This is a genomic window from Arthrobacter sp. 2RAF22, assembly GCF_052115325.1.
GTDB lineage: Bacteria > Actinomycetota > Actinomycetes > Actinomycetales > Micrococcaceae > Arthrobacter.
The window spans coordinates 176,358-194,337 of record NZ_JBFRGL010000002.1; the positions used below are offsets into that span (position 1 = coordinate 176,358).

Sequence of the window (17,980 nt, forward strand, 5' to 3'; positions counted from 1 at the left end):
TATTCTTAGGCATCGTAAGATCATCTTATGGCCAGATTCTCCTCCGAACAGTTGCACACCTTCGCCGCCGTGCTCACGGAAGGCACGCTCGACGCCGCCGCCCGGTCACTGAACGTCACGCCGTCGGCGGTCTCCCAGCGTCTCAAGGCGCTTGAACAAGCGTCCGGAAGGGTATTGCTGCAGCGCAGCAATCCGGTCCAGGCCACGGAGTCGGGACATGTGGTGCTCAGATTGGCGCGGCAGCTCGCCCAATTGGAGGCCGACGCCGAACTTGAACTGGGCCTGCCCGGCGAATCCCCGATGGTCTCGGTTCCGATCGTGGTCAACGCGGATTCCTTGTCCGTCTGGTTCCTCAAGGCCCTGACAAGGGTTCCCGCGGAGCTGAACGCTGTCTTCGATCTTCACCGCGACGACGAGCAGTATTCCACGTCCATGCTGCGCGCCGGAACTGTCATGGCCGCAGTGACCGCGACTCCTGAGCCGGTGCAGGGATGCCGGGTGGAGCCGCTCGGGAGCATGCGATACCGTGCCGTCACCACTCCGGGCTTCAGGGCACGGTGGCTTCCCGACGGCGTCGATGTCGCCTCGCTCTGCGCTGCTCCCGCCGTCGACTTCGACCGCAAGGACGAGTACCAGCACCGCTTCCTGGAACTCCTGGGCGGTGCGGCTCGTGGGATGGAGCCTGCAGGCCCGCGCCACTTTGTTCCGTCCAGCCAGGAGTTTGCCGAGGCCATTCGTTTGGGGCTCGGGTGGGGATTGCTGCCTGAACCGCAATGCGGCCGGGACATAGCCGATGGATCCCTGGCGGAACTCGCGCCTGAGCGGCCATTGGACGTGCCTCTGTACTGGCAAAGGTGGCGGACACCGTCGCGCATATTGGACGCTGTGACCGAGGCGGTCCGGAGCACCGCCGCGGAAGTGCTGCGCAGGGCCTGAATGGTGCTGCGCAGGCCTCGGCAATCCGGCCAAAAGCCAACACGCCGCGGGCACAGTCCTAAATTGTCGGACCCCGGATTCACACTTGAGCCATGGAAAACAAACAAGAATCACGCGTTGAAATTCAAGACGTCGAATTCCATGTCAGCTACCTGGACACGCTCTCCGGACGCATCGAGCACGAGGACTTCAGCGACCGCCGCGCCGCCGAACGCTTCGCGGATGCGCAGCTCAAGGACGAGGAGTCCTGGGCTGTGGTCGACGTCGTCGTGCGGCAAGGAGCGCAGCCCCAGGAACACGCACAACAGCTGGTTGCCTAGCCAGAAAAAATGACGCGCCTTACCCGGCGGGTACGTCCTTGGCGTCCATGATCCGGTAGGCGTAGCCCTGTTCGGCGAGGAAGCGCTGCCGTTTGGCCGCAAAATCCTGGTCGAGGGTGTCCCGGGCCACCAAGGAGTAGAAGCGTGCCGCGCGGCCGTCCTGCTTGGGCCGAAGCAGGCGCCCCAAGCGTTGAGCTTCCTCCTGGCGGGAACCGAAAGACCCCGACACCTGGATCGCCACGGATGCCTCGGGTAGGTCGATCGAGAAGTTGGCCACCTTGGATACCACGAGGGTCTTGATGTCACCGGCCCGGAAGGCGTCGAAGAGCTTCTGCCGCACCTTGACTGTCGTATCGCCCTTGATCACGGGAGCATCCAAACGCTCGCCGATCTCATCCAACTGGTCGATGTACTGGCCGATCACCAGCAGCGGCTCGCCTTGGTGCAGGGCAACGAGCTGCTCCACCAAGTGGGTCTTGGTCTCGGACGTCGCGCAGAGCCGGTACTTGTCTGCATCCTCAGCCATCGCGTAGGCCACGCGCTCGTCCCTAGGCAGGTCTACCCGGACCTCCACGCAGTCCGCCGGCGCAATGTAGCCCTGGGCTTCGATGTCCTTCCACGGTGCGTCGTAGCGTTTGGGACCGATCAAGCTGAAGACCTCGCCCTCGCGGCCATCCTCACGCACAAGCGTCGCCGTGAGTCCCAGGCGCCGCCGGGCCTGCAGGTCCGCGGTCATCCGGAAGATCGGAGCCGGGAGGAGATGGACCTCGTCGTAGATGATGAGTCCCCAATCGTGCCCGTCCACGAGTTCCAGGTGCGGGTAAAGGCCTCCGCGCTTGGTGGTCAGGACCTGGTAGGTCGCGATCGTGACGGGCCGGACTTCCTTGACCGCGCCCGAATACTCGCCGATCTCCTCCTCCGTCAGCGACGTCCGCTTGAGGAGTTCGTCCTTCCATTGCCGGGCCGCGACCGTGTTGGTCACCAGGATCAGCGTGGTGGTGGAGCTCGTAGCCATGGCTGCGGCCCCCACCAAGGTCTTGCCCGCGCCACAGGGCAGCACGACGACGCCGCTGCCGCCCGCCCAGAAGTTCTCCGTGGCAAGCTTCTGGTACGGCCGCAGGTGCCAACCGTCCTCGTTCAAGGCGATCAGATGCGGCGTGCCGTCCACGTAGCCGGCGAGGTCCTCGGCCGGCCATCCGAGCTTGAGCAGCAATTGCTTGAGCTGTCCCCGCTGGGAGGAATGCACCACGACGGTTTCGCCGTCGATCCTGGGCCCCAGCAACGGCGCGATTTTCTTGGCCCGGCTGACTTCCTCGAGTACGGGGTAGTCGGTGGTCCGCATGACCAATCCGTGTTGCGGGTCCTTTTCCAGGCGCAAGCGGCCGTAGCGGGACATGGTCTCTTCGATGTCGATCAGCAAAGAGTGCGGCACCGGGAAACGGGAATAGCGCAGGAGAGTGTCGAGGACTTTTTCGGCGTCCAGTCCCGCCGCGCGCGCATTCCACAGGCCCAAAGGGGTGAGCCGGTAGCTGTGGACGTGTTCGGGGGCGCGCTCAAGCTCGGCGAACGCCGCGATCGCATGCCGTGCCTCGGTGGCGAGCTCGTGGTCGACTTCCAGCAGGATGGTTTTGTCGCTCTGTACGATCAGCGGACCGTCGCTCACTATTGCTTCCTCACTTGTGCGGCTCGCCCGCAGGTTCCACATCGATGATGCGATGGATGGACAAGACCCTTTCGGTGTCCCTGGCGGCGTCGAACACCCGGACGCGCCCTCCGGACACCGATACCGGAACAACGGTTTCGGTGTTGGAATTCCCCAAGCCGTCAACCACGTTCATGGTGACCGCTTGCTTCAGCCGGATGGCCCTCTGCAGGGTTTCGAGGCCCAGTTGCGTTGCCGCCTCGCCGGTCACCTCGCCGTGGACCGCCCGATGGTGCCTCAACACCGCGAGCTGGGCGTCGACGTCGTCGTCCGGTGGTGCGGTGCGGGGCGCCGTATACACGGGACGGGCGCCAGCGGCCACCGACGCCGTCCTCTTATAGCGCACGACGGCGGTCTCCGCCTCCTGCACGGCAGGCGAGAGTCCCAGCTCGCGCAGCACCCTCACGGTCTCCCGGGGGCTCGCGCTGGAGGTCAGTACCGTGGGGGCGATCCGGACAAGCCCCAGGCTTGCGGCCCCGGGCTCGCGGACGAGCTCGGCGATGGCGGCCTCGTCGTCACTTTGGATGAAACTGGGGCTGCTCGCGACCCGCAGCCGGCCGTGCCTCGAGGCAATGTCCTTGATCAAGTAGCGGAGCGGCTGCGGAACGTCAGTGGCAGAGTGGGTGCGCAGGAACGCGAGGATGGTTTCGGCGTCCTGGCCGGCGTCCAGCGCGCGCCGGATCGAATCTCCGGAGAAGCGGAAGATCGTGGCCGGGCCCTGGCCTTCGGCGTCGGCGATCAAGAGCAGTTTTTCGCTCAGTTCAGGTGCCAGGTACCCCGGCGCGACGGCGGTCAGGTCCGCTTGGAGCAGGACGTGGTTGACGGCGGCGGGCAGATGTTCGCCGAGGATGCTGAGGGCCAACTCGGGCTGTTCGGTGGCGATCGCCGAACCAAGCTGGGTCAGGGCGCCGGAGCCCATGAGCCCTAGGAGTTCGGCTTCGTGCAGGATCCCGCGGACAAGGGAGCTGAACCGCCGCGACATCCGGGGCTGGGACCATTCCGCGCGTTCCATGACGGCCTCGGCGTTCAGCACTGGAGCTTTGCCGTCCGGTGCTTCCACCTCGAGGGTGAGCTCTTCGAGGATCTCCAGGATCCGTTTGCGGACCAGCGGAGCGTCAGGGCGTTGGGCCTCTGCGGACAGGGCATTGATGGGGGTTGCCGGAGAGCCGGATCGCGGTGCCGTGGTGGCGGGCCCGGGAAGGGTTTGGCCCACAAGGGAGGGTGCGCGCTCGCTCGCGAGCCAGGCGTTGACCAGCCAGAGCCACTGTTCCTGGCGGGGGAGCGTGAGCCATTCCAGCGATGGCGGCTGCACCCAGGTGGAACTGTCCACATCGAGCCGCAGCAATCCTGACAAGGCACTGAGCTCGAGGATCAGGGCGGTCTCGGACAAGCCCAGGCGGAGGCTGTCGGCAAGGCGTTTGAGCTCGCGCACGCCCACCCCTCCGCTGCGCAGGGTGACCACGGGCTGCTCGCGGACCGCGTAGAGGAGTTCACCCACCAACCGGAGCGCTTCTGCGATGGCACCCATGGCGGCGTTCCGGCGCAACGCGGCACTCGTCTGGCCCAGTTCAGGAACGGGAGGCTTCAAGGTGAAGTGGTCCACGATTGCGCCGCCGCGCAGGGACAGGCCCACGCTGTGCGGGAGCTCAACGTGGCCGGCGTCCAAGGGGACAAGCAGACCGCGGGCCAGGAGCCAGTCCACGGGACCGACGTCGCGGCCTTCATGGAGCACGGAAGCCTTGCGCTGGGCCTGGGGAACGGCCCCCATGGCCCAACTGCCGAACTTGTTCAAAAGGGGACGCGTCCGTACGGGTGCCTCGGACAGGATGTGCTGAAGGTTCTCCGGCGTCGAGGTCCAGCGTTGCAGCGCCAACGCAGCATCCATGGGCGTCGTGGCGGCCAGGATATCGGCGCCGCTCTGGTGGAGTTCGGCAACGAGATGCACCACGCGCTGGGCGAAGGCCGGTTGCAGCCGAACCAACTCGGTGTAGCTGCGGCCCAAACCGGCCGGATAGATGCCGATGACGTCCTTGAGGCTGCCCACCGGCAAGTAGAACCGCTGCCGCCCCGGATTGTGGACCGTGGCCGGCGGATCGGCCCGGTGGATGAGGGCGAGTTCCTGGAGCTTGTTCAGGATCGGCTCGAGCGCGGCAAGGGTGGCGCCATTGATGCACTTCTTGAGTCCCGCCGCCGACACGCTGTGGCCCGTGTCCGTGTTGGTGCATAGGTGGAGTGTCTCCAGTACCTGCATCTCCGGTTTGTTGAGCCGTTCCAAGGCGCGCTGCACGCTGACGCGGGCGCTTGCCCGCGCCGCGAGCGCAGCGAAGTCCGGGACCACCGGGGAGATGAGGTCCGGCCGCGCGGCAAACAGGGCCCGCAGCGAATCATCGCTGCGCGCTTCCAGTTCCTTGCTGAGCGCGCGAATAAGGGACATCAATTCAACGTTACAGCCAGCCGGGTCCGCCGTCGGGCTTTCCGGCTGCTCATTGCCGACGCCGCGCCCACACAGCGTCCACCACCAGCGCGGCCATCAAAATAAAGGCGAGCGGCAGCCCGTAGAGAGCGGTGGACGTGACCCACACCGGTGCCACTCCGTTGGCGAAAGCGATCCCCATGACGGCGGCTACGGAAGCCAGGGACAGGACTGCGACGACGGCGGCAACGATCGTGAGCGGGCGGCGGAAGTCGTGGGGAATCATGGAAGCAACGCTAACAGTCCCGGGCGGCATCCCCTGTTCCAGGCAAGGGTGCAGCCTGGCCGCGGGCAAAAGGCGGCGGGACCTGCCTGCGGGGGTCTCAAAGCGCGAATCGGTGGCCGGGCAGGATAACCTTGAAGCAATAGACCAACATGGTCCAGGCAGTCACCCCTATTCCCGCAGTCTCCTGCGGATGCGGTGGCGTGCCGGCTGTGTCTCGCAAGTAAGAACGAAGAAGGTTGATTACGTGCCCACCGGCAAGGTCAAGTGGTATGACAAGGAAAAAGGCTTCGGATTCCTCGCAGCAGAGGACGGCCAGGAAGTGTTTCTGCCCAAATCCGCACTGCCCGAAGGCGTTGCGGATCTCAAGGCAGGAACCCGGGTTGAGTTCGGCGTCGCCGACGGTCGCCGGGGCGCCCAGGCGCTGGGCCTCCGGGTCCTGGACAAGTTGCCTTCCATCGCCAAGGCCAAGCGCATGAACGCCCGCGAGCTCGCTCCGGTAGTCCAGGATCTCGTATCTGTACTGGACAACCTCTCCGGCACGTTGTCCGCCGGCAAGTACCCTGAAGGCGCCAAGGGCAAAGCCATCGCAGCAGCCCTGCGCAAGGTTGCCGACGAGCTGGAAGCCTAAACCTGCCATGACATCAACGGCGAAACCCCGCACCGGCATTCCTGTGTGGCGCGTCGGCAAGCCGGACGCTTTCCTTGCGGCCGCCGTCGACGTCGCCCGCAATGCGGTGGAGACCATTGCCAAGCCGGCAGAAATCGGGCCGCATATTGCCGCGCGCTCGGAAGGCGAACGCGTCGTCACGCACCTGTTCGAATCGCGGCTGGCCGGGTACGGCGGATGGCAGTGGTACGCCGTCGTGACCCGCAACTCGCGCTCCAAAGTGGTCACCGTCAGCGAGCTTGGCTTGCTGCCGTCCGAGGACTCCATCCTCGCTCCTGAATGGGTGCCTTGGGCAAAGCGCGTCCGTCCGGAGGACGAGGCTACCGCGGCCGAGGAGGCGGAGGAAGCCGGCGTCCCCGTTGACGCGGACGACGACGGCGACCCTTCCCGTGAGGACGTCGCCGCCCCGGGTGACGAACAAGAGAGCGACGACCCCGACGACATCGAGGCTGACTAGCCCTTGGCGGACCCGGCGAGTGAATTTCGTGAAGGTGGCAACTGATGTCCACCTTCAAATCGCTCGGTGTCCTTAACTACCGCATTTGGTTCATCGGTGCGCTCGTTTCCAATATCGGCACGTGGATGCAACGGACTGCCCAGGACTGGCTGGTCTTCGCCCATCTGAGCAACCACGATGCCGGTGCGATGGGCGTGACCTTGGCCCTCCAACTGGGTCCACAGCTTTTCCTGGCGCCGTGGGCCGGACTGCTTGCCGACCGCTACAGCCGGCGCAGGCTCCTCGTCATGACGCAATCGGCCATGGCGGTCCTGAGCACGGGCTTGGGACTCCTGGTCCTAAGCGGTGCGGCCCAGTTGTGGCATGTCTACGTGTTCGCGCTCTTGCTTGGCGTCGTCTCGGCACTTGACGCCCCCGTCCGCCAGACGTTCGTGTCCGAGCTGGTCAAGGACGACTATCTTTCCAACGCTGTCGCGTTGAACAGCGCATCCTTCAACGTCGCCCGCATGATCGGTCCCGCGGTGGCCGGCGTGTTGACGGTGGCCGTGGGGCCGGGCTGGGTATTCATGATCAATACCCTGACCTTCCTCGCGATGCTTGGCGCGATCCGGGCCATTCCGCTTTCCTCCTTGCGCGTCCAACCCCGGGCCGCCGCAGGCAAGGGACGCATCCGTGAAGGGCTTCGCTACGTCCGCAACCGCCCGGACATTGTGGTTGTCCTCGTCGCGATCTTCATCATGGGCACGTTCGGACTGAACTTCGTCCTCTTCATCGCGGCCATGGTCGGCACGGAGTTCGGCATGGACGCGGGGGCATTCGGGCTGCTCAACTCGGTCATGGCGATCGGCTCCGTCGCAGGAGCATTGCTTTCCGCCCGGCGAGGGAGGCCACGCATGCGGCTCATCTTCGCGGCGGCGGGCGGGTTCGGCCTCGCGAGCGGACTGGCCGCCCTGGCGCCGAACTACACCATGTTCGCCTTGGCATTGATTCCCTGCGGACTGTTTGCCCTGACCATGATCACGAGCGCCAACGGCTACGTGCAGTCCACCACGGAACCCGTCATGCGCGGCAGGGTCATGGCACTCTACATGGCCATTTTCATGGGTGGAACGCCCATCGGTGCACCGTTCGTCGGCTGGGTGTCCAACGTCGCCGGACCCCGGTGGGCAGTGGGAGTGGCCGCTGCCGCGGGCGCCAGTACCGCCGTCGTCGGCATCGTGTGGATCATCCGCGCGCGCCAGCTGCGGCTCCGCTTCGACCGCAGCGCCGGCGGGATGCGGTTCTTCCGGATTGAGTCCCAAAGCGCGGGTCCAGCTAATAGGGACGCCGTTAAAAGGGACAGCGCCGCCCGGGATCCCCACCCGGACGACGCTGACCAGCCTTGACCGCGGGAATGCGGCAGGCCCTTACTTCTTCAGTTCGCCCACCACGAAGTCGATGCTGGCGAGCAATGCGGAGACGTCGTCCGGCTCGATGGCAACGAAGGTAGCGATGCGCAGCTGGTTGCGGCCCAGCTTGCGGTAGGGCTCCGTGTCCACGATCCCGTTGGCGCGGAGCACCTTGGCGATGGCCGCGGCGTCGATCGAGTCATCGAAATCGATCGTGGCAATGACGTTGGAGCGGTCCTCGGCCTTTGCCACGAACGGGGTGGCGTACTCGGAAGCCTCTGCCCAGCTGTAGATACGGCTTGCGGAGTCCGCGGTGCGTCCGGAAGCGAAATCCAGGCCACCGTTCTTGTTGAGCCACTGGACCTGGGCATCCAATGTCACCAAGGTGGACAGGGACGGCGTGTTGTAGGTCTGGTTGAGCTTCGAGTTGTCGATGGCCGTCTGCAGGTCGAGGAAATCGGGGATCCAGCGGCCGCTTGCCTTGATACGGGCGGCGCGCTCCAAGGCGGCGGGGGAGAAGAGGCCGAGCCACAGGCCTCCGTCGGACGCAAAGTTCTTTTGCGGGGCGAAGTAGTAGACGTCGGCTTCGGCAACATCAACATCCAGGCCGCCGGCTGCGGACGTCGCATCCACCAGGACCAAGGCGCCGTCGTCGCTGCCTTGAACCCGCTTGACCGGAGCGGCGACACCCGTCGAGGTTTCGTTCTGTGGCCACGCGTATACGTCCACGCCTGCTTCGGCCTGGGAAACCGGCCGGGTACCAGGCTCGGACGTGATGATGGAGGAAGCTTCAAGGAACGGTGCCTTGTTGGTCGCCGAAGCGAACTTGGAACCGAACTCACCGAAAGAGAGGTGCTGGGCCTTCTTCTCGACCAGGCCGAAGCTGGCGACGTCCCAGAACGCGGTGGAGCCTCCGACGCCGAGGATCACCTCGTAGCCCTCGGGCGCACGGAAGAACTGGCTAAGTCCCTCGCGGACGGAGCCCACCAGGTTCTTGACGGGTGCTTGGCGGTGGGAGGTGCCGAGGATCGTTGTCGAGGCGGCGGAGAGGGCCTCGATCTGCTCCGGGCGGACCTTGGAGGGCCCGGCGCCGAAGCGGCCGTCCTTGGGCAGCAAATCGGCGGGGATGGTGATGCTGTTGTCGCTCACGGGATGCTCCAATGGTGAAGTAGCGGCCTAGATGGGTCGTGGCAGGTGGCAAGCTGCCCCTTCGACTCCCCAATTCTGCCTGACACCGCAGGCGGGGGCAGAACCGAAGGTGTCATAGTCCGCCACGTGGAAACCCATCGTTCCGCCGGCTCAGGAGAGGACGGCGGACCGGGCGGTGGACAAGCGCCGGAATTATCCGGAGTAATTCCAAATAAGCTAAGCTTGGAGCTGGCGAAAATACGCAAGATACTGCGCTCGAGGAGCTGAGCTGGATGACGGATCTGATCGATACCACTGAGATGTATCTTCGGACCATTTTGGAGCTTGAAGAAGAGAACATCGTGGCTCTTCGCGCCCGCATCGCCGAGCGCTTGCGGCACTCCGGCCCCACCGTTTCCCAGACGATCGGGCGGATGGAGCGCGACGGCCTGGTGATTGTGTCCAACGACCGGCACCTTGAGCTGACTGAAACGGGCCGGAAACGCGCCACCGAGGTCATGCGCAAGCACCGGCTCGCCGAACGGCTCCTGGCAGATGTCATTGGACTGGACTGGGCCTACGTGCACGATGAAGCGTGCCGTTGGGAGCATGTCATGAGTGAGCGCGTGGAACGACGGCTCTATGAATTGCTGGACCACCCCACGGAATCGCCCTATGGCAACCCCATTCCCGGACTCGAAGCGCTGGGTGGAGCCGCGTCCCACGCCTTTACGGATGGCGTGGTCAACCTTCTTGACGCGATGAACGAATATTCACCTGAAAACCGGGTCACCGTCAGCCGGCTGGCTGAACCGATCCAGGTGGAACCGGAACTTCTGGTCCAGCTGGACGAGGGCGGAATCCGCCCGGGCGCCAGGGTGTCCCTGGAGCGCGTGGGGGAGTACATCTCCGTTCGCGTGCCTAATATCGAGGGCGCGCTGGAGCTGCCGCCTGAGGTTGCCTCGCACGTGTTTGTCACGGTCGCCTAGCCGGCCCGGCGGGGTCGCCCGCAAAGATAACGAAATTATTACCGTGGGGCTTAATCCCCTATAGTTAAATACTGGCGCCGATACCAAAGCGTTACCTGATCCGAAGCCGAGTTCTGCCAGCGGATCAGGTGGATTAGTCCATTCACTGGCAGAAACGGAGGAACCACCATCGGCTGTCGAAAGACGGCCTTGGGGTGAAGTCCGTAGCGGAAGTGCAAACAACGCAAGGCCCCTCCGGGTACCTTGCGTTTCGTGCCCTTCGCGCGGACCGGGTCCACGATCTCTCTGGCCCGAATCCGACAGCTAACTTCGCAGGCTTGCCAGAGAGGAAAACCTTGACCACGCAGAACACCAGGGGCCGCAGGCGCGCGTCCGGTCCTACTGCTGAGCTGCGGGGCACAAGCGCCGTCGAGCACGAGCGGCCGCGCGATCCCCATCGCGAACTTCGCCGCCGCAAGGGTCCTTTGCGGCAGATGGCCGAATTCGCCGCCGCGAGCGGAGCGGGACAGAAGGCCGGAGTGGCCCTCGCCACGACGGGCCTCATCCTGACAGTCGCTATGCCGGGCACCGGCGCCATGACGGCCACGGCGGATTCAAGCCAGGCCGCCTCGGCTGTGGGCACCCAGCCCGAGATTCCTGCCGCGGCAAGCGCCACGATCGACTTCAGCCGTGCCGCAGTGTCAACCACTGCGGATCCGGACAGCAAGCTCAAGCAGCTCTTGAGCGCACAGTCCGTCGGCACCATCAAGACCTCGTCCTCCAAGGGCACCCTGGGGGCGCCCCTGGACACCCTGACCACGGCCTCGCCTTTCGGCTACCGCGTGAATCCCATCACGGGCGGTTTGGGGGAGTTCCACCGCGGCCAGGACTTCGTGGCCCAGTGCGGCACCCAGGTCCATGCTGCCGCGGCCGGCAAGGTCACCTTCGCCGGCTGGCATCCGTATGGCGGCGGAAACCGCATTGTGGTGGACCATGGCAACGGCCTGGAAACCACGTACAACCATTTGTCGTCGTTCAACGTCCAGGTGGGCCAAACGGTTGGCCGAGGCGATGTCATCGCATTGAGCGGCACTACGGGCGCCTCCACGGGCTGCCACCTCCACTTTGAAGTCATGGTCAACGGCGACGTCGTTGACCCCCTGGGCTGGCTGTAGCCAATCCGATGGAAGTCTCTCGCATGCTTGTCACGCTCCGTGACCTGAATGTGACATTCAGCCAAAACTCATGTACCGTCTAACTCGCATCAACTTTTAGAGAGTTGATGCACTCGGGTGGATTGCCTAGCTCTGCCACTGCCCGAGGTTCCGTTCGCAAAACATCGTCTGGCAGAGGCGGGGGACCCACTTTTGGTCATCTTCACCGATGGCCTTGGGGTTAAGTCGCACGACTTCCGAGAGGGAGGAGTGTGGCCGGATGACTCCCATCCGAATCCGACAGCTTACCTCGCGGGCATAGGGAGAGGCCTCTTAACGTGTCTTCACGCTCTACTGTTGCGCGCCACCGTGCCGCGGTCACCAAGACCAACTCGCTTGCCGTTATCGCTAAGACTGTCGGCAGCAACGCCGGTGGCGTAGGCCGTCAGGCAGCCGTTATCGCAGCTGCTTCCGGTCTGGTGCTCACTAGCGGTATCGCAGCCAACGCTGCAGAAACCAACGTTCCCCGCGAGTCCACTTCGACCTCCGCCCTGGAAGTCCAGTCCATCGCCCAAGCCAGCATTTCGGCCGACTCCTCCGTCGCCATCAAGTACGAACGCCCGGTGGTTTCCACCGAAGCTGCTCCGGTTGTCGCAGCTCCGGTTGCCACCCAGGAAGCCGCTCCGGCTTCGCAGGCTGCCACGGGTGCCGCTACCGGCTCCTCGACGCTTTCTGTGACCGCTGCTGTTTCGCCCGCCACGAAGGTTGCCAGCGGCAAGGGCGCAGCGATTGCTGCCGCAGCTTACGCTCAGCTTGGCGTTGCCCAGGACTGCACTGCCCTGGCCTCGAACTCCCTGGCCGCTGTTGGCATCAACTTCCACGGCTGGCCGGCAGACTACCTCTCCCTTGGCCGTACGGTCAGCGCTGCTGAAGCGCAGCCGGGAGACCTGGTCTACTACCAGAACGGTGGCATGGGCATGGCCCACATCGCTGTTTACGTCGGCAACGGCATGGCAGTCCACGGCGGCTGGAACGGTGGCACCACCGCCCTTTACAGCGTCAATGTCGGCTCCGGCCCCGTCTTCATCCGCGTTGGTGGCTAAATAGCCCCGGTTACATAGCTTCACTGGAACATCCCCGCTGGTCCGCCGGTGGGGATGTCCTGTTTTAACGAGCGTGCGCTTACGTGTCCGGCACATGAACTTTGACCGACACTGCGCTGGAACCGCCGCATGGATTCGTTGATCTGGCCTTCTGGTGTTTACTCTTAGGTTGTCGATCCACAGCCCGTACATGCAGAGGGCAGCCGGCCCTCGCGCCCCTGACGGGTGCGGCCGTGAAGAGGTACGTGCATGCGCACACTCGTTCTGAATGCTGGATATGAACCGCTGGCGGTAGTAACCTTCCGCCGGGCGCTGGTCCTTGTGCTCACCGGAAAAGCGAGCGTAGTGGCCGAAGGCGACGAGCCTGTCGTCGGGCCACAAGAGATTCTCGGACGTCCTTCCGTGATTCTGCTCAATCGCTACATCCGGCCAAGGTACAACACCATCACGGCGGTCACTCGCCGCGGCGTCTTGCGCCGTGACGGTCACCGTTGCGCCTACTGCGGGAAAGCAGCGCACACCATTGACCACGTCCACCCCAAATCCAGGGGCGGCGCGGATTCCTGGGAAAACCTGGTGGCAGCGTGCTTGCGCTGCAACAACGCCAAGAGTGACCACACCCCAGCCGAGATGGGCTGGAAACTGAGGTTCACTCCGGCGGCGCCCACCGGGACTATCTGGCAAATCAAGGAGCTTGAGAAACCTGCGCCCGCATGGGATCCCTTCCTCCTGCCCGAGTCGGCGGCCTGAACCGGAATTGAGCCCGCTTCCCGGGTAATCTGGGCGGGTGGACTTTGATGCGGTGATATTGGCGGGTGGCAAGTCCTCCCGCCTCGGCGGCGTGCCCAAAGCCCAGTTGAGATACGACGGCGCCACACTCCTTGAGCGCGCCGTGGCGGCCGCACGCGGTGCGGGAAGCGTCGTCGTCGTCGGCCCGGATCCCGGCACTCTGCCGGACGGCACATTGACCGCGCGGGAGGAGCCGCCCTTCGCCGGACCCGCAGCCGCGATCGCCGCCGGACTCCTCGCCCTGGGGCACGGAGGCGAAACGCAAGACGGCGAGGAGCCGTCCACGAAGCACGCGCCCTGGGTTCTCGTCCTGGCCTGCGATATGCCCCTGGCCGCCGCCGCGGTTCCGGTCCTGCTCCGGGAAGTTGCAGGCCACCAGGACACGGACGGGGCCATGTCCGTATCCGGCGACGGTAGGAAGCAGCCGCTGCTCGGGATCTACCGCGTATCTGCTTTGCAGCGCGAAGTGCAAGCTGCCGGAGAAGAACGTGGCCTGGTCAACGCCGCGGTTTTCCGCCTGCTTGCTAGGCTTGATCTGCAGGCCGTGCCTGTCCCCGCAGGGTCCACCGATGACGTGGATACCTGGGATGACGCCGCGGCGCTTGGAGTGGACGGCGACCTGCCGTGACAACAGCTGTACCGGACAGTGGAGGCGGATCGTGAAGAGCCAGGAAGAAACGCTCGAGGAATGGTGCAGGAGCCTGCTGCAAGCGTATGAGTTGGACGACGTCGAGATCGACATCAACGAGATCCTGTCCCTGGCGGGCGTTGCAGCCCATTCGGTGGTCCGGCCGGCGGCTCCTTTGACAACCTTCATTGCGGGCTTTGCGGCCGGGCTTGCCTCGGGCTCGGGACAAGCCACTCAATCTGCGTCGATGGATGCAGCCCTGGGCCTGGCACGCACGCTCGCGAAGGACTATACGAACCCCGGAACCGACGCCGGATGACGGAAGCCCCCGGGCATGTCCCGCATGCCGACCACTTGTGGGCCGAGGCGCGGCAACTTGCCTTCGATAGCGCCACGCCCATTCCCGCCGCACCCGTTGCCCTGAAGGACGCCATCGGCAGGACCCTGGCCTCGGATGTCCACGCCTTGCAGGACCTGCCGCACTACGCGTCCTCCGCGATGGATGGCTGGGCAGTCAACGGCAGCGGTCCATGGATCCTCGCCGAACCCGGCCATCGGCTGGCACCGCACCAAGCCAGCCCGATCGCCACGGGTGGCCTGATCCCGCCCGGGGCCAAGGCCGTTCTGCGGAGGGAGAGCGGGGTCCTGACCACGGACGAAGACGGCTTACCACTGCTCGCGCTCGGCGGGAACGCGAAGCCCGGCGAACCGCGCAACGGGCAACACATCCGCGACGCGGGAGAAGAAGCCGCGGCGGGCGAGCTGCTGATCAAATCAGGCGTCGTCCTGAACCCGGCCCATCTCGCCCTGGCCGCCCTGGCCGGACGTGATGAACTGGACGTCCTGGGCAAGCCCCTCGTGAAAATGGTGCTGACCGGCGCCGAGGTGGTGACCGCGGGTGTCCCGGCCCCCGGGCGCGTGAGGGATACTTTCGGTCCCCAGCTTGGCGCCGTCGTCGAGCTCCTTGGCGGCATTCGCGGCGAGCAAATCAAGGTGGGCGACTCCTATGACGAATGGCTCTCGGCCCTTGAGGAAGGTGAGCTGTCGCCGGACGCGCCACCCGCCGACGTCGTCATCACCACCGGGGGTACCGGCCGTTCGGGGACGGACCACTTCCGTCGGGCCATTGCGGAGCTGGGTGGCCGCTTGCTGATTGATGGAATTGCGATGCGTCCGGGACATCCCGGCGTTTTGGCCGAGTTGCCGGACGGTCGCTTCGTGCTGGGCCTCCCAGGCAATCCGCTCGCGGCCATGATGGTCCTCTTCACGATCGGCGCGCCGCTCCTCGCGGGTCTGGGTCACGGAACACTGCCCGAGGTGGGCGAGGTTCCTTGCGGTGCAATGCTCGACGCCGATCCCGGGCGCACGCGCTTGTTTCCCTTCAGGTTTGTGTACGGCTTGGCGTCGCCGGCCCAGCACGCGGGGCCCGGGATGATGCGCGGCCTCGCCAGTGCGGACGGAATCATGGTGGTGCCGCCGCACGGCGTACAACTTGGAGAGGCAGTGCCAGCTTTTCCATTGCCGTGGGGGCCGCCGCTTCCCCGGCCGAAGCCACCGGAGGACAAGGCCAAGAAGACTCCTGCCAAGCCAGCACGGAAGGTTTCGTCCGGTCCGGTGGACTGGAGCGCCCTGACGGGCTGAGAGTTTCAGGTGCGGGATGGACGCGGGTGGATTAGAGAGTCAGGCCTTGCAATGATGGGGACATGAACAGGCATGCTCCCGAGCAGGACATCAATGAAGATGACCTCCAGATCCACCCACCCAAGCGCTCCGCGGCGGGCGTCAAAGCTGTCACCGTGGCATTGGAACGGGGCTGGTCCCAAGCGGGTGTCGGCCGGACCGTCAAGTCAATGCTCCGCGTCAACCAGCGGGACGGTTTCGATTGTCCCGGCTGCGCCTGGCCGGAGTCCATCACGGGCAAACGCAGTCCCGCCGAGTTCTGCGAAAACGGGGCCAAGGCAATCGCCGAGGAGAGCACCACACGCGTGGTCGACGCGGAGTTCTGGGCCCGGCACTCCCTGGCCGAGCTTGGGGACAAGACCGAATACTGGCTCGGCAGCCAAGGCCGCATTGCCGAGCCCGTCGTCATCCGCCCTGGCGAGACGCACTATTCGCCGATCAGCTGGACGGATGCTTTCGCCCTGATCGGCGAGCACGTGAATGCCACCACGCCGGACCGCTGCGTTTTTTACACCTCGGGGCGCACGGCCAACGAGACAGCCTTCATGTACCAGCTGTTCGCCCGCAGCCTGGGCACGAACAACCTGCCCGATTGTTCGAACATGTGCCACGAGTCTTCCGGAAGCGCCCTCAACCCGACCATCGGCATCGGCAAGGGCACTGTCTCCCTGGAAGACATCCATGAAGCTCAGTTGGTGTTCGTTGTGGGGCAGAACCCCGGCACGAACCATCCGCGCATGCTCTCAGCCCTGCGTGATTGCAAGAACAACGGCGGCAAGGTCGTAGCCGTCAATCCATTGCCGGAAGCCGGGCTCCTGAACTTCAAGGACCCCCAGTCGCTCAACGGCGTGGTGGGCGGCGGCACGGACATCGCCGATGAATTCCTCCAGATCAAGGTGGGTGGCGACCTTGCCTTGTTCCAAGCGCTGGGCCATCTCCTGTTGGAGGAGGAGAAGCGGAAGCCTGGAACCGTGGTTGATCGCGCCTTCATCGAGGCGCAGACCGACGGTTTCGAGGCCTACGCCGAAGCCCGGGCTACCCTGGACTGGGCAGAGACGGAACGCGCCACGGGCCTGAGCCGCATCGAAATCACCAAGGTGGCCGGCATGCTCGCCGCCTCAAAGGGCACCATCATTTGCTGGGCGCTGGGCCTCACCCAGCAGCCGCACTCCGTGGACACCTTGCGGGAAATCATCAACCTGCTGCTCTTGCAGGGGAACTTCGGCAAACGCGGTGCCGGCGCCTGCCCCGTGCGCGGCCACTCCAACGTACAGGGCGACCGCACGATGGGCATCTGGGAGAAACCGTCCGAAGGCTTCCTGGCAGCCTTGGACAAAGAGTTTGGATTCACCACACCGCGGGTCCACGGATACGACTCCGTGGAAACCCAGCACGCCTTGGAGAAGGGCGAGGTGGACGTCTTCGTTTCCATGGGCGGCAACTTCGCCGCGGCAGGTTCGGACACCGTCGCCCTGGAGGAAGGGCTCAAGAAAGCCGGGCTGACGGTCCATATCTCCACCAAGCCCAACCGCGCCCATGTTGTACACGGCAAGACCTCCCTGATCCTGCCCACCCTGGGCCGCACGGACACGGACGACAAACACCCGGGCGGACGGCAGATCCTCTCCGTTGAAGACTCCATGTCCGTCATCCACTCCACGCAGGGCCGGTTGACTCCGATTTCGGAGCATTTGCTTAGCGAACCCGTCATCGTCGCACGCATGGCGCAGGCGGTCCTCGGGGACAACCACCCCGTGGATTGGCGGGCCATGGCCGAAGACTACGACGTCATTCGCGACCACATCTCCAGGGTGATCCCCGGCTTCGAGGACTTCAACGCGCGGGTGCGGACCAAGAACGGCTTCGTGCTGCCGAACCCGCCACGCGACACCCGCACGTTCGCCACGGACATCGGCAAGGCACGATTCACCGTGAGCCCACTGGAGTACCTCGAAGCCCCTGCCGGCCACCTGATCCTGCAGACAGTCCGCAGCCATGACCAGTACAACACCACGTTTTACGGGCTCGACGACCGATACCGGGGCATTTCCGAAGGCCGCCGCGTGATACTGGTCCACGAGGACGATCTCGGCGAACTCGGCTTCGAAGACAGGGACATGGTGGACGTCATCTCCACTTTCCGCGGAACGGAGCGCCGGGCGGACAAGTTCCGGCTGGTTGCCTACCCAACGGCCAAGGGTTGCGCCGCCGCGTACTTCCCCGAGGCCAACGCCCTGGTCCACCGGGAGCTCGTTGCCCGTGAATCCAATACCCCCGGCTACAAGGCCATGACGGTGCGGTTCGTCAGACACGGGGAAGCCGCCGGGCATGCGGAACCCGCCGGGAAGGTGGGTAGCTGAG

17 protein-coding genes and 2 riboswitches are annotated in these 17,980 nt (G+C 65.0%); of the genes, 13 read left to right on the forward strand and 4 right to left on the reverse strand.

Translation table 11 applies throughout. The features are described from left to right. The first annotated feature begins 27 nt into the window (after window positions 1–27). Window positions 28–936 (forward strand): LysR family transcriptional regulator ArgP, encoded by a 909-nt coding sequence (locus AB4068_RS04285; RefSeq protein WP_441432758.1) that lies wholly within the window; start codon window positions 28–30, stop codon window positions 934–936. A 92-nt stretch (window positions 937–1,028) separates the two neighbouring features. Next, window positions 1,029–1,256, forward strand: coding sequence for a hypothetical protein (locus tag AB4068_RS04290; protein WP_059388202.1), 228 nt, complete (start codon window positions 1,029–1,031; stop codon window positions 1,254–1,256). Between the two features lie 19 nt (window positions 1,257–1,275). Here AB4068_RS04290 and AB4068_RS04295 read toward each other — a convergent pair whose 3' ends face one another. The 3 genes from AB4068_RS04295 to AB4068_RS04305 are packed head-to-tail and all read right to left on the reverse strand — an operon-like array spanning window position 1,276 to window position 5,657. After that, the gene (locus AB4068_RS04295) at window positions 1,276–2,919 is read right to left on the reverse strand and encodes a DNA repair helicase XPB (RefSeq protein WP_059388201.1); all 1,644 of its coding nucleotides are present in this window, start codon (window positions 2,917–2,919) and stop codon (window positions 1,276–1,278) included. Window positions 2,920–2,929: 10 nt separating this feature from the next. Continuing rightward, window positions 2,930–5,392, reverse strand: coding sequence for a helicase-associated domain-containing protein (locus tag AB4068_RS04300; RefSeq protein ID WP_284989618.1), 2,463 nt, complete (start codon window positions 5,390–5,392; stop codon window positions 2,930–2,932). 49 nt (window positions 5,393–5,441) lie between these two features. Further along, window positions 5,442–5,657 carry a hypothetical protein gene (locus AB4068_RS04305; RefSeq protein ID WP_059388200.1) on the reverse strand — a complete coding sequence of 72 codons (216 nt, stop codon included), beginning with the start codon at window positions 5,655–5,657 and terminating at the stop codon, window positions 5,442–5,444. A gap of 244 nt (window positions 5,658–5,901) precedes the next feature. Here AB4068_RS04305 and AB4068_RS04310 point away from each other — a divergent pair, with 244 nt between their 5' ends. The 3 genes from AB4068_RS04310 to AB4068_RS04320 are packed head-to-tail and all read left to right on the forward strand — an operon-like array spanning window position 5,902 to window position 8,166. Continuing rightward, on the forward strand, window positions 5,902–6,285 hold the full coding sequence (locus AB4068_RS04310; RefSeq protein ID WP_059388199.1) for a cold-shock protein: 384 nt from the start codon (window positions 5,902–5,904) through the stop codon (window positions 6,283–6,285). A 7-nt stretch (window positions 6,286–6,292) separates the two neighbouring features. Beyond that, window positions 6,293–6,781: a DUF3027 domain-containing protein gene (locus tag AB4068_RS04315; protein ID WP_441432759.1), complete on the forward strand. Its 489-nt coding sequence runs from the start codon at window positions 6,293–6,295 to the stop codon at window positions 6,779–6,781. A 44-nt stretch (window positions 6,782–6,825) separates the two neighbouring features. Then, complete coding sequence (locus AB4068_RS04320; RefSeq protein ID WP_441432760.1) at window positions 6,826–8,166, forward strand: MFS transporter; 1,341 nt, start codon at window positions 6,826–6,828, stop codon at window positions 8,164–8,166. Window positions 8,167–8,187: 21 nt separating this feature from the next. Here AB4068_RS04320 and serC read toward each other — a convergent pair whose 3' ends face one another. Further along, entirely contained in the window at window positions 8,188–9,318 is a 1,131-nt protein-coding gene (gene serC, locus AB4068_RS04325) for a phosphoserine transaminase (protein WP_284989620.1), read from the reverse strand. A gap of 272 nt (window positions 9,319–9,590) precedes the next feature. On the opposite strand from serC, the gene AB4068_RS04330 reads away from it, so the two are divergent. From AB4068_RS04330 to AB4068_RS04365, 8 genes are all read left to right on the forward strand, one after another. Beyond that, window positions 9,591–10,286, forward strand: coding sequence for a metal-dependent transcriptional regulator (locus AB4068_RS04330; RefSeq protein WP_059388195.1), 696 nt, complete (start codon window positions 9,591–9,593; stop codon window positions 10,284–10,286). Between the two features lie 125 nt (window positions 10,287–10,411). Next, window positions 10,412–10,619, forward strand: a riboswitch (cyclic di-AMP (ydaO/yuaA leader). Between the two features lie 2 nt (window positions 10,620–10,621). Continuing rightward, window positions 10,622–11,440 carry a M23 family metallopeptidase gene (locus AB4068_RS04335; RefSeq protein ID WP_441432761.1) on the forward strand — a complete coding sequence of 273 codons (819 nt, stop codon included), beginning with the start codon at window positions 10,622–10,624 and terminating at the stop codon, window positions 11,438–11,440. Between the two features lie 145 nt (window positions 11,441–11,585). Beyond that, a riboswitch (cyclic di-AMP (ydaO/yuaA leader) is annotated at window positions 11,586–11,752 on the forward strand. Window positions 11,753–11,757: 5 nt separating this feature from the next. Continuing rightward, entirely contained in the window at window positions 11,758–12,522 is a 765-nt protein-coding gene (locus tag AB4068_RS04340; protein WP_059388194.1) for an NlpC/P60 family protein, read from the forward strand. A 249-nt stretch (window positions 12,523–12,771) separates the two neighbouring features. Then, entirely contained in the window at window positions 12,772–13,272 is a 501-nt protein-coding gene (locus tag AB4068_RS04345) for an HNH endonuclease (protein WP_028266173.1), read from the forward strand. A gap of 37 nt (window positions 13,273–13,309) precedes the next feature. Further along, the gene (gene mobA, locus AB4068_RS04350) at window positions 13,310–13,939 is read left to right on the forward strand and encodes a molybdenum cofactor guanylyltransferase (protein WP_441432762.1); all 630 of its coding nucleotides are present in this window, start codon (window positions 13,310–13,312) and stop codon (window positions 13,937–13,939) included. Between the two features lie 31 nt (window positions 13,940–13,970). Next, window positions 13,971–14,258 (forward strand): DUF6457 domain-containing protein, encoded by a 288-nt coding sequence (locus tag AB4068_RS04355; protein WP_307052769.1) that lies wholly within the window; start codon window positions 13,971–13,973, stop codon window positions 14,256–14,258. Then, window positions 14,255–15,580, forward strand: coding sequence for a molybdopterin molybdotransferase MoeA (locus AB4068_RS04360; RefSeq protein WP_441432763.1), 1,326 nt, complete (start codon window positions 14,255–14,257; stop codon window positions 15,578–15,580). Before AB4068_RS04355 ends, AB4068_RS04360 begins: the two co-directional genes overlap by 4 nt. A 62-nt stretch (window positions 15,581–15,642) precedes the next feature. Continuing rightward, complete coding sequence (locus AB4068_RS04365; RefSeq protein WP_284989625.1) at window positions 15,643–17,979, forward strand: FdhF/YdeP family oxidoreductase; 2,337 nt, start codon at window positions 15,643–15,645, stop codon at window positions 17,977–17,979. Window position 17,980 lies beyond the last annotated feature (1 nt).

What these genes read in the sequence shown, in the direction of transcription:
- AB4068_RS04360 (WP_441432763.1), top strand. Translation starts at nt 14,255, where the DNA reads ATGACGGAAGCCCCCGGGCATGTCCCGCATGCCGACCACTTGTGGGCC.
- AB4068_RS04345 (WP_028266173.1), top strand. Translation starts at nt 12,772, where the DNA reads ATGCGCACACTCGTTCTGAATGCTGGATATGAACCGCTGGCGGTAGTA.
- AB4068_RS04365 (WP_284989625.1), top strand. Translation starts at nt 15,643, where the DNA reads ATGAACAGGCATGCTCCCGAGCAGGACATCAATGAAGATGACCTCCAG.
- AB4068_RS04290 (WP_059388202.1), top strand. Translation starts at nt 1,029, where the DNA reads ATGGAAAACAAACAAGAATCACGCGTTGAAATTCAAGACGTCGAATTC.
- AB4068_RS04305 (WP_059388200.1), bottom strand. Translation starts at nt 5,657, where the DNA reads ATGATTCCCCACGACTTCCGCCGCCCGCTCACGATCGTTGCCGCCGTC.
- AB4068_RS04330 (WP_059388195.1), top strand. Translation starts at nt 9,591, where the DNA reads ATGACGGATCTGATCGATACCACTGAGATGTATCTTCGGACCATTTTG.
- AB4068_RS04300 (WP_284989618.1), bottom strand. Translation starts at nt 5,392, where the DNA reads ATGTCCCTTATTCGCGCGCTCAGCAAGGAACTGGAAGCGCGCAGCGAT.
- AB4068_RS04285 (WP_441432758.1), top strand. Translation starts at nt 28, where the DNA reads ATGGCCAGATTCTCCTCCGAACAGTTGCACACCTTCGCCGCCGTGCTC.
- AB4068_RS04320 (WP_441432760.1), top strand. Translation starts at nt 6,826, where the DNA reads ATGTCCACCTTCAAATCGCTCGGTGTCCTTAACTACCGCATTTGGTTC.
- AB4068_RS04315 (WP_441432759.1), top strand. Translation starts at nt 6,293, where the DNA reads ATGACATCAACGGCGAAACCCCGCACCGGCATTCCTGTGTGGCGCGTC.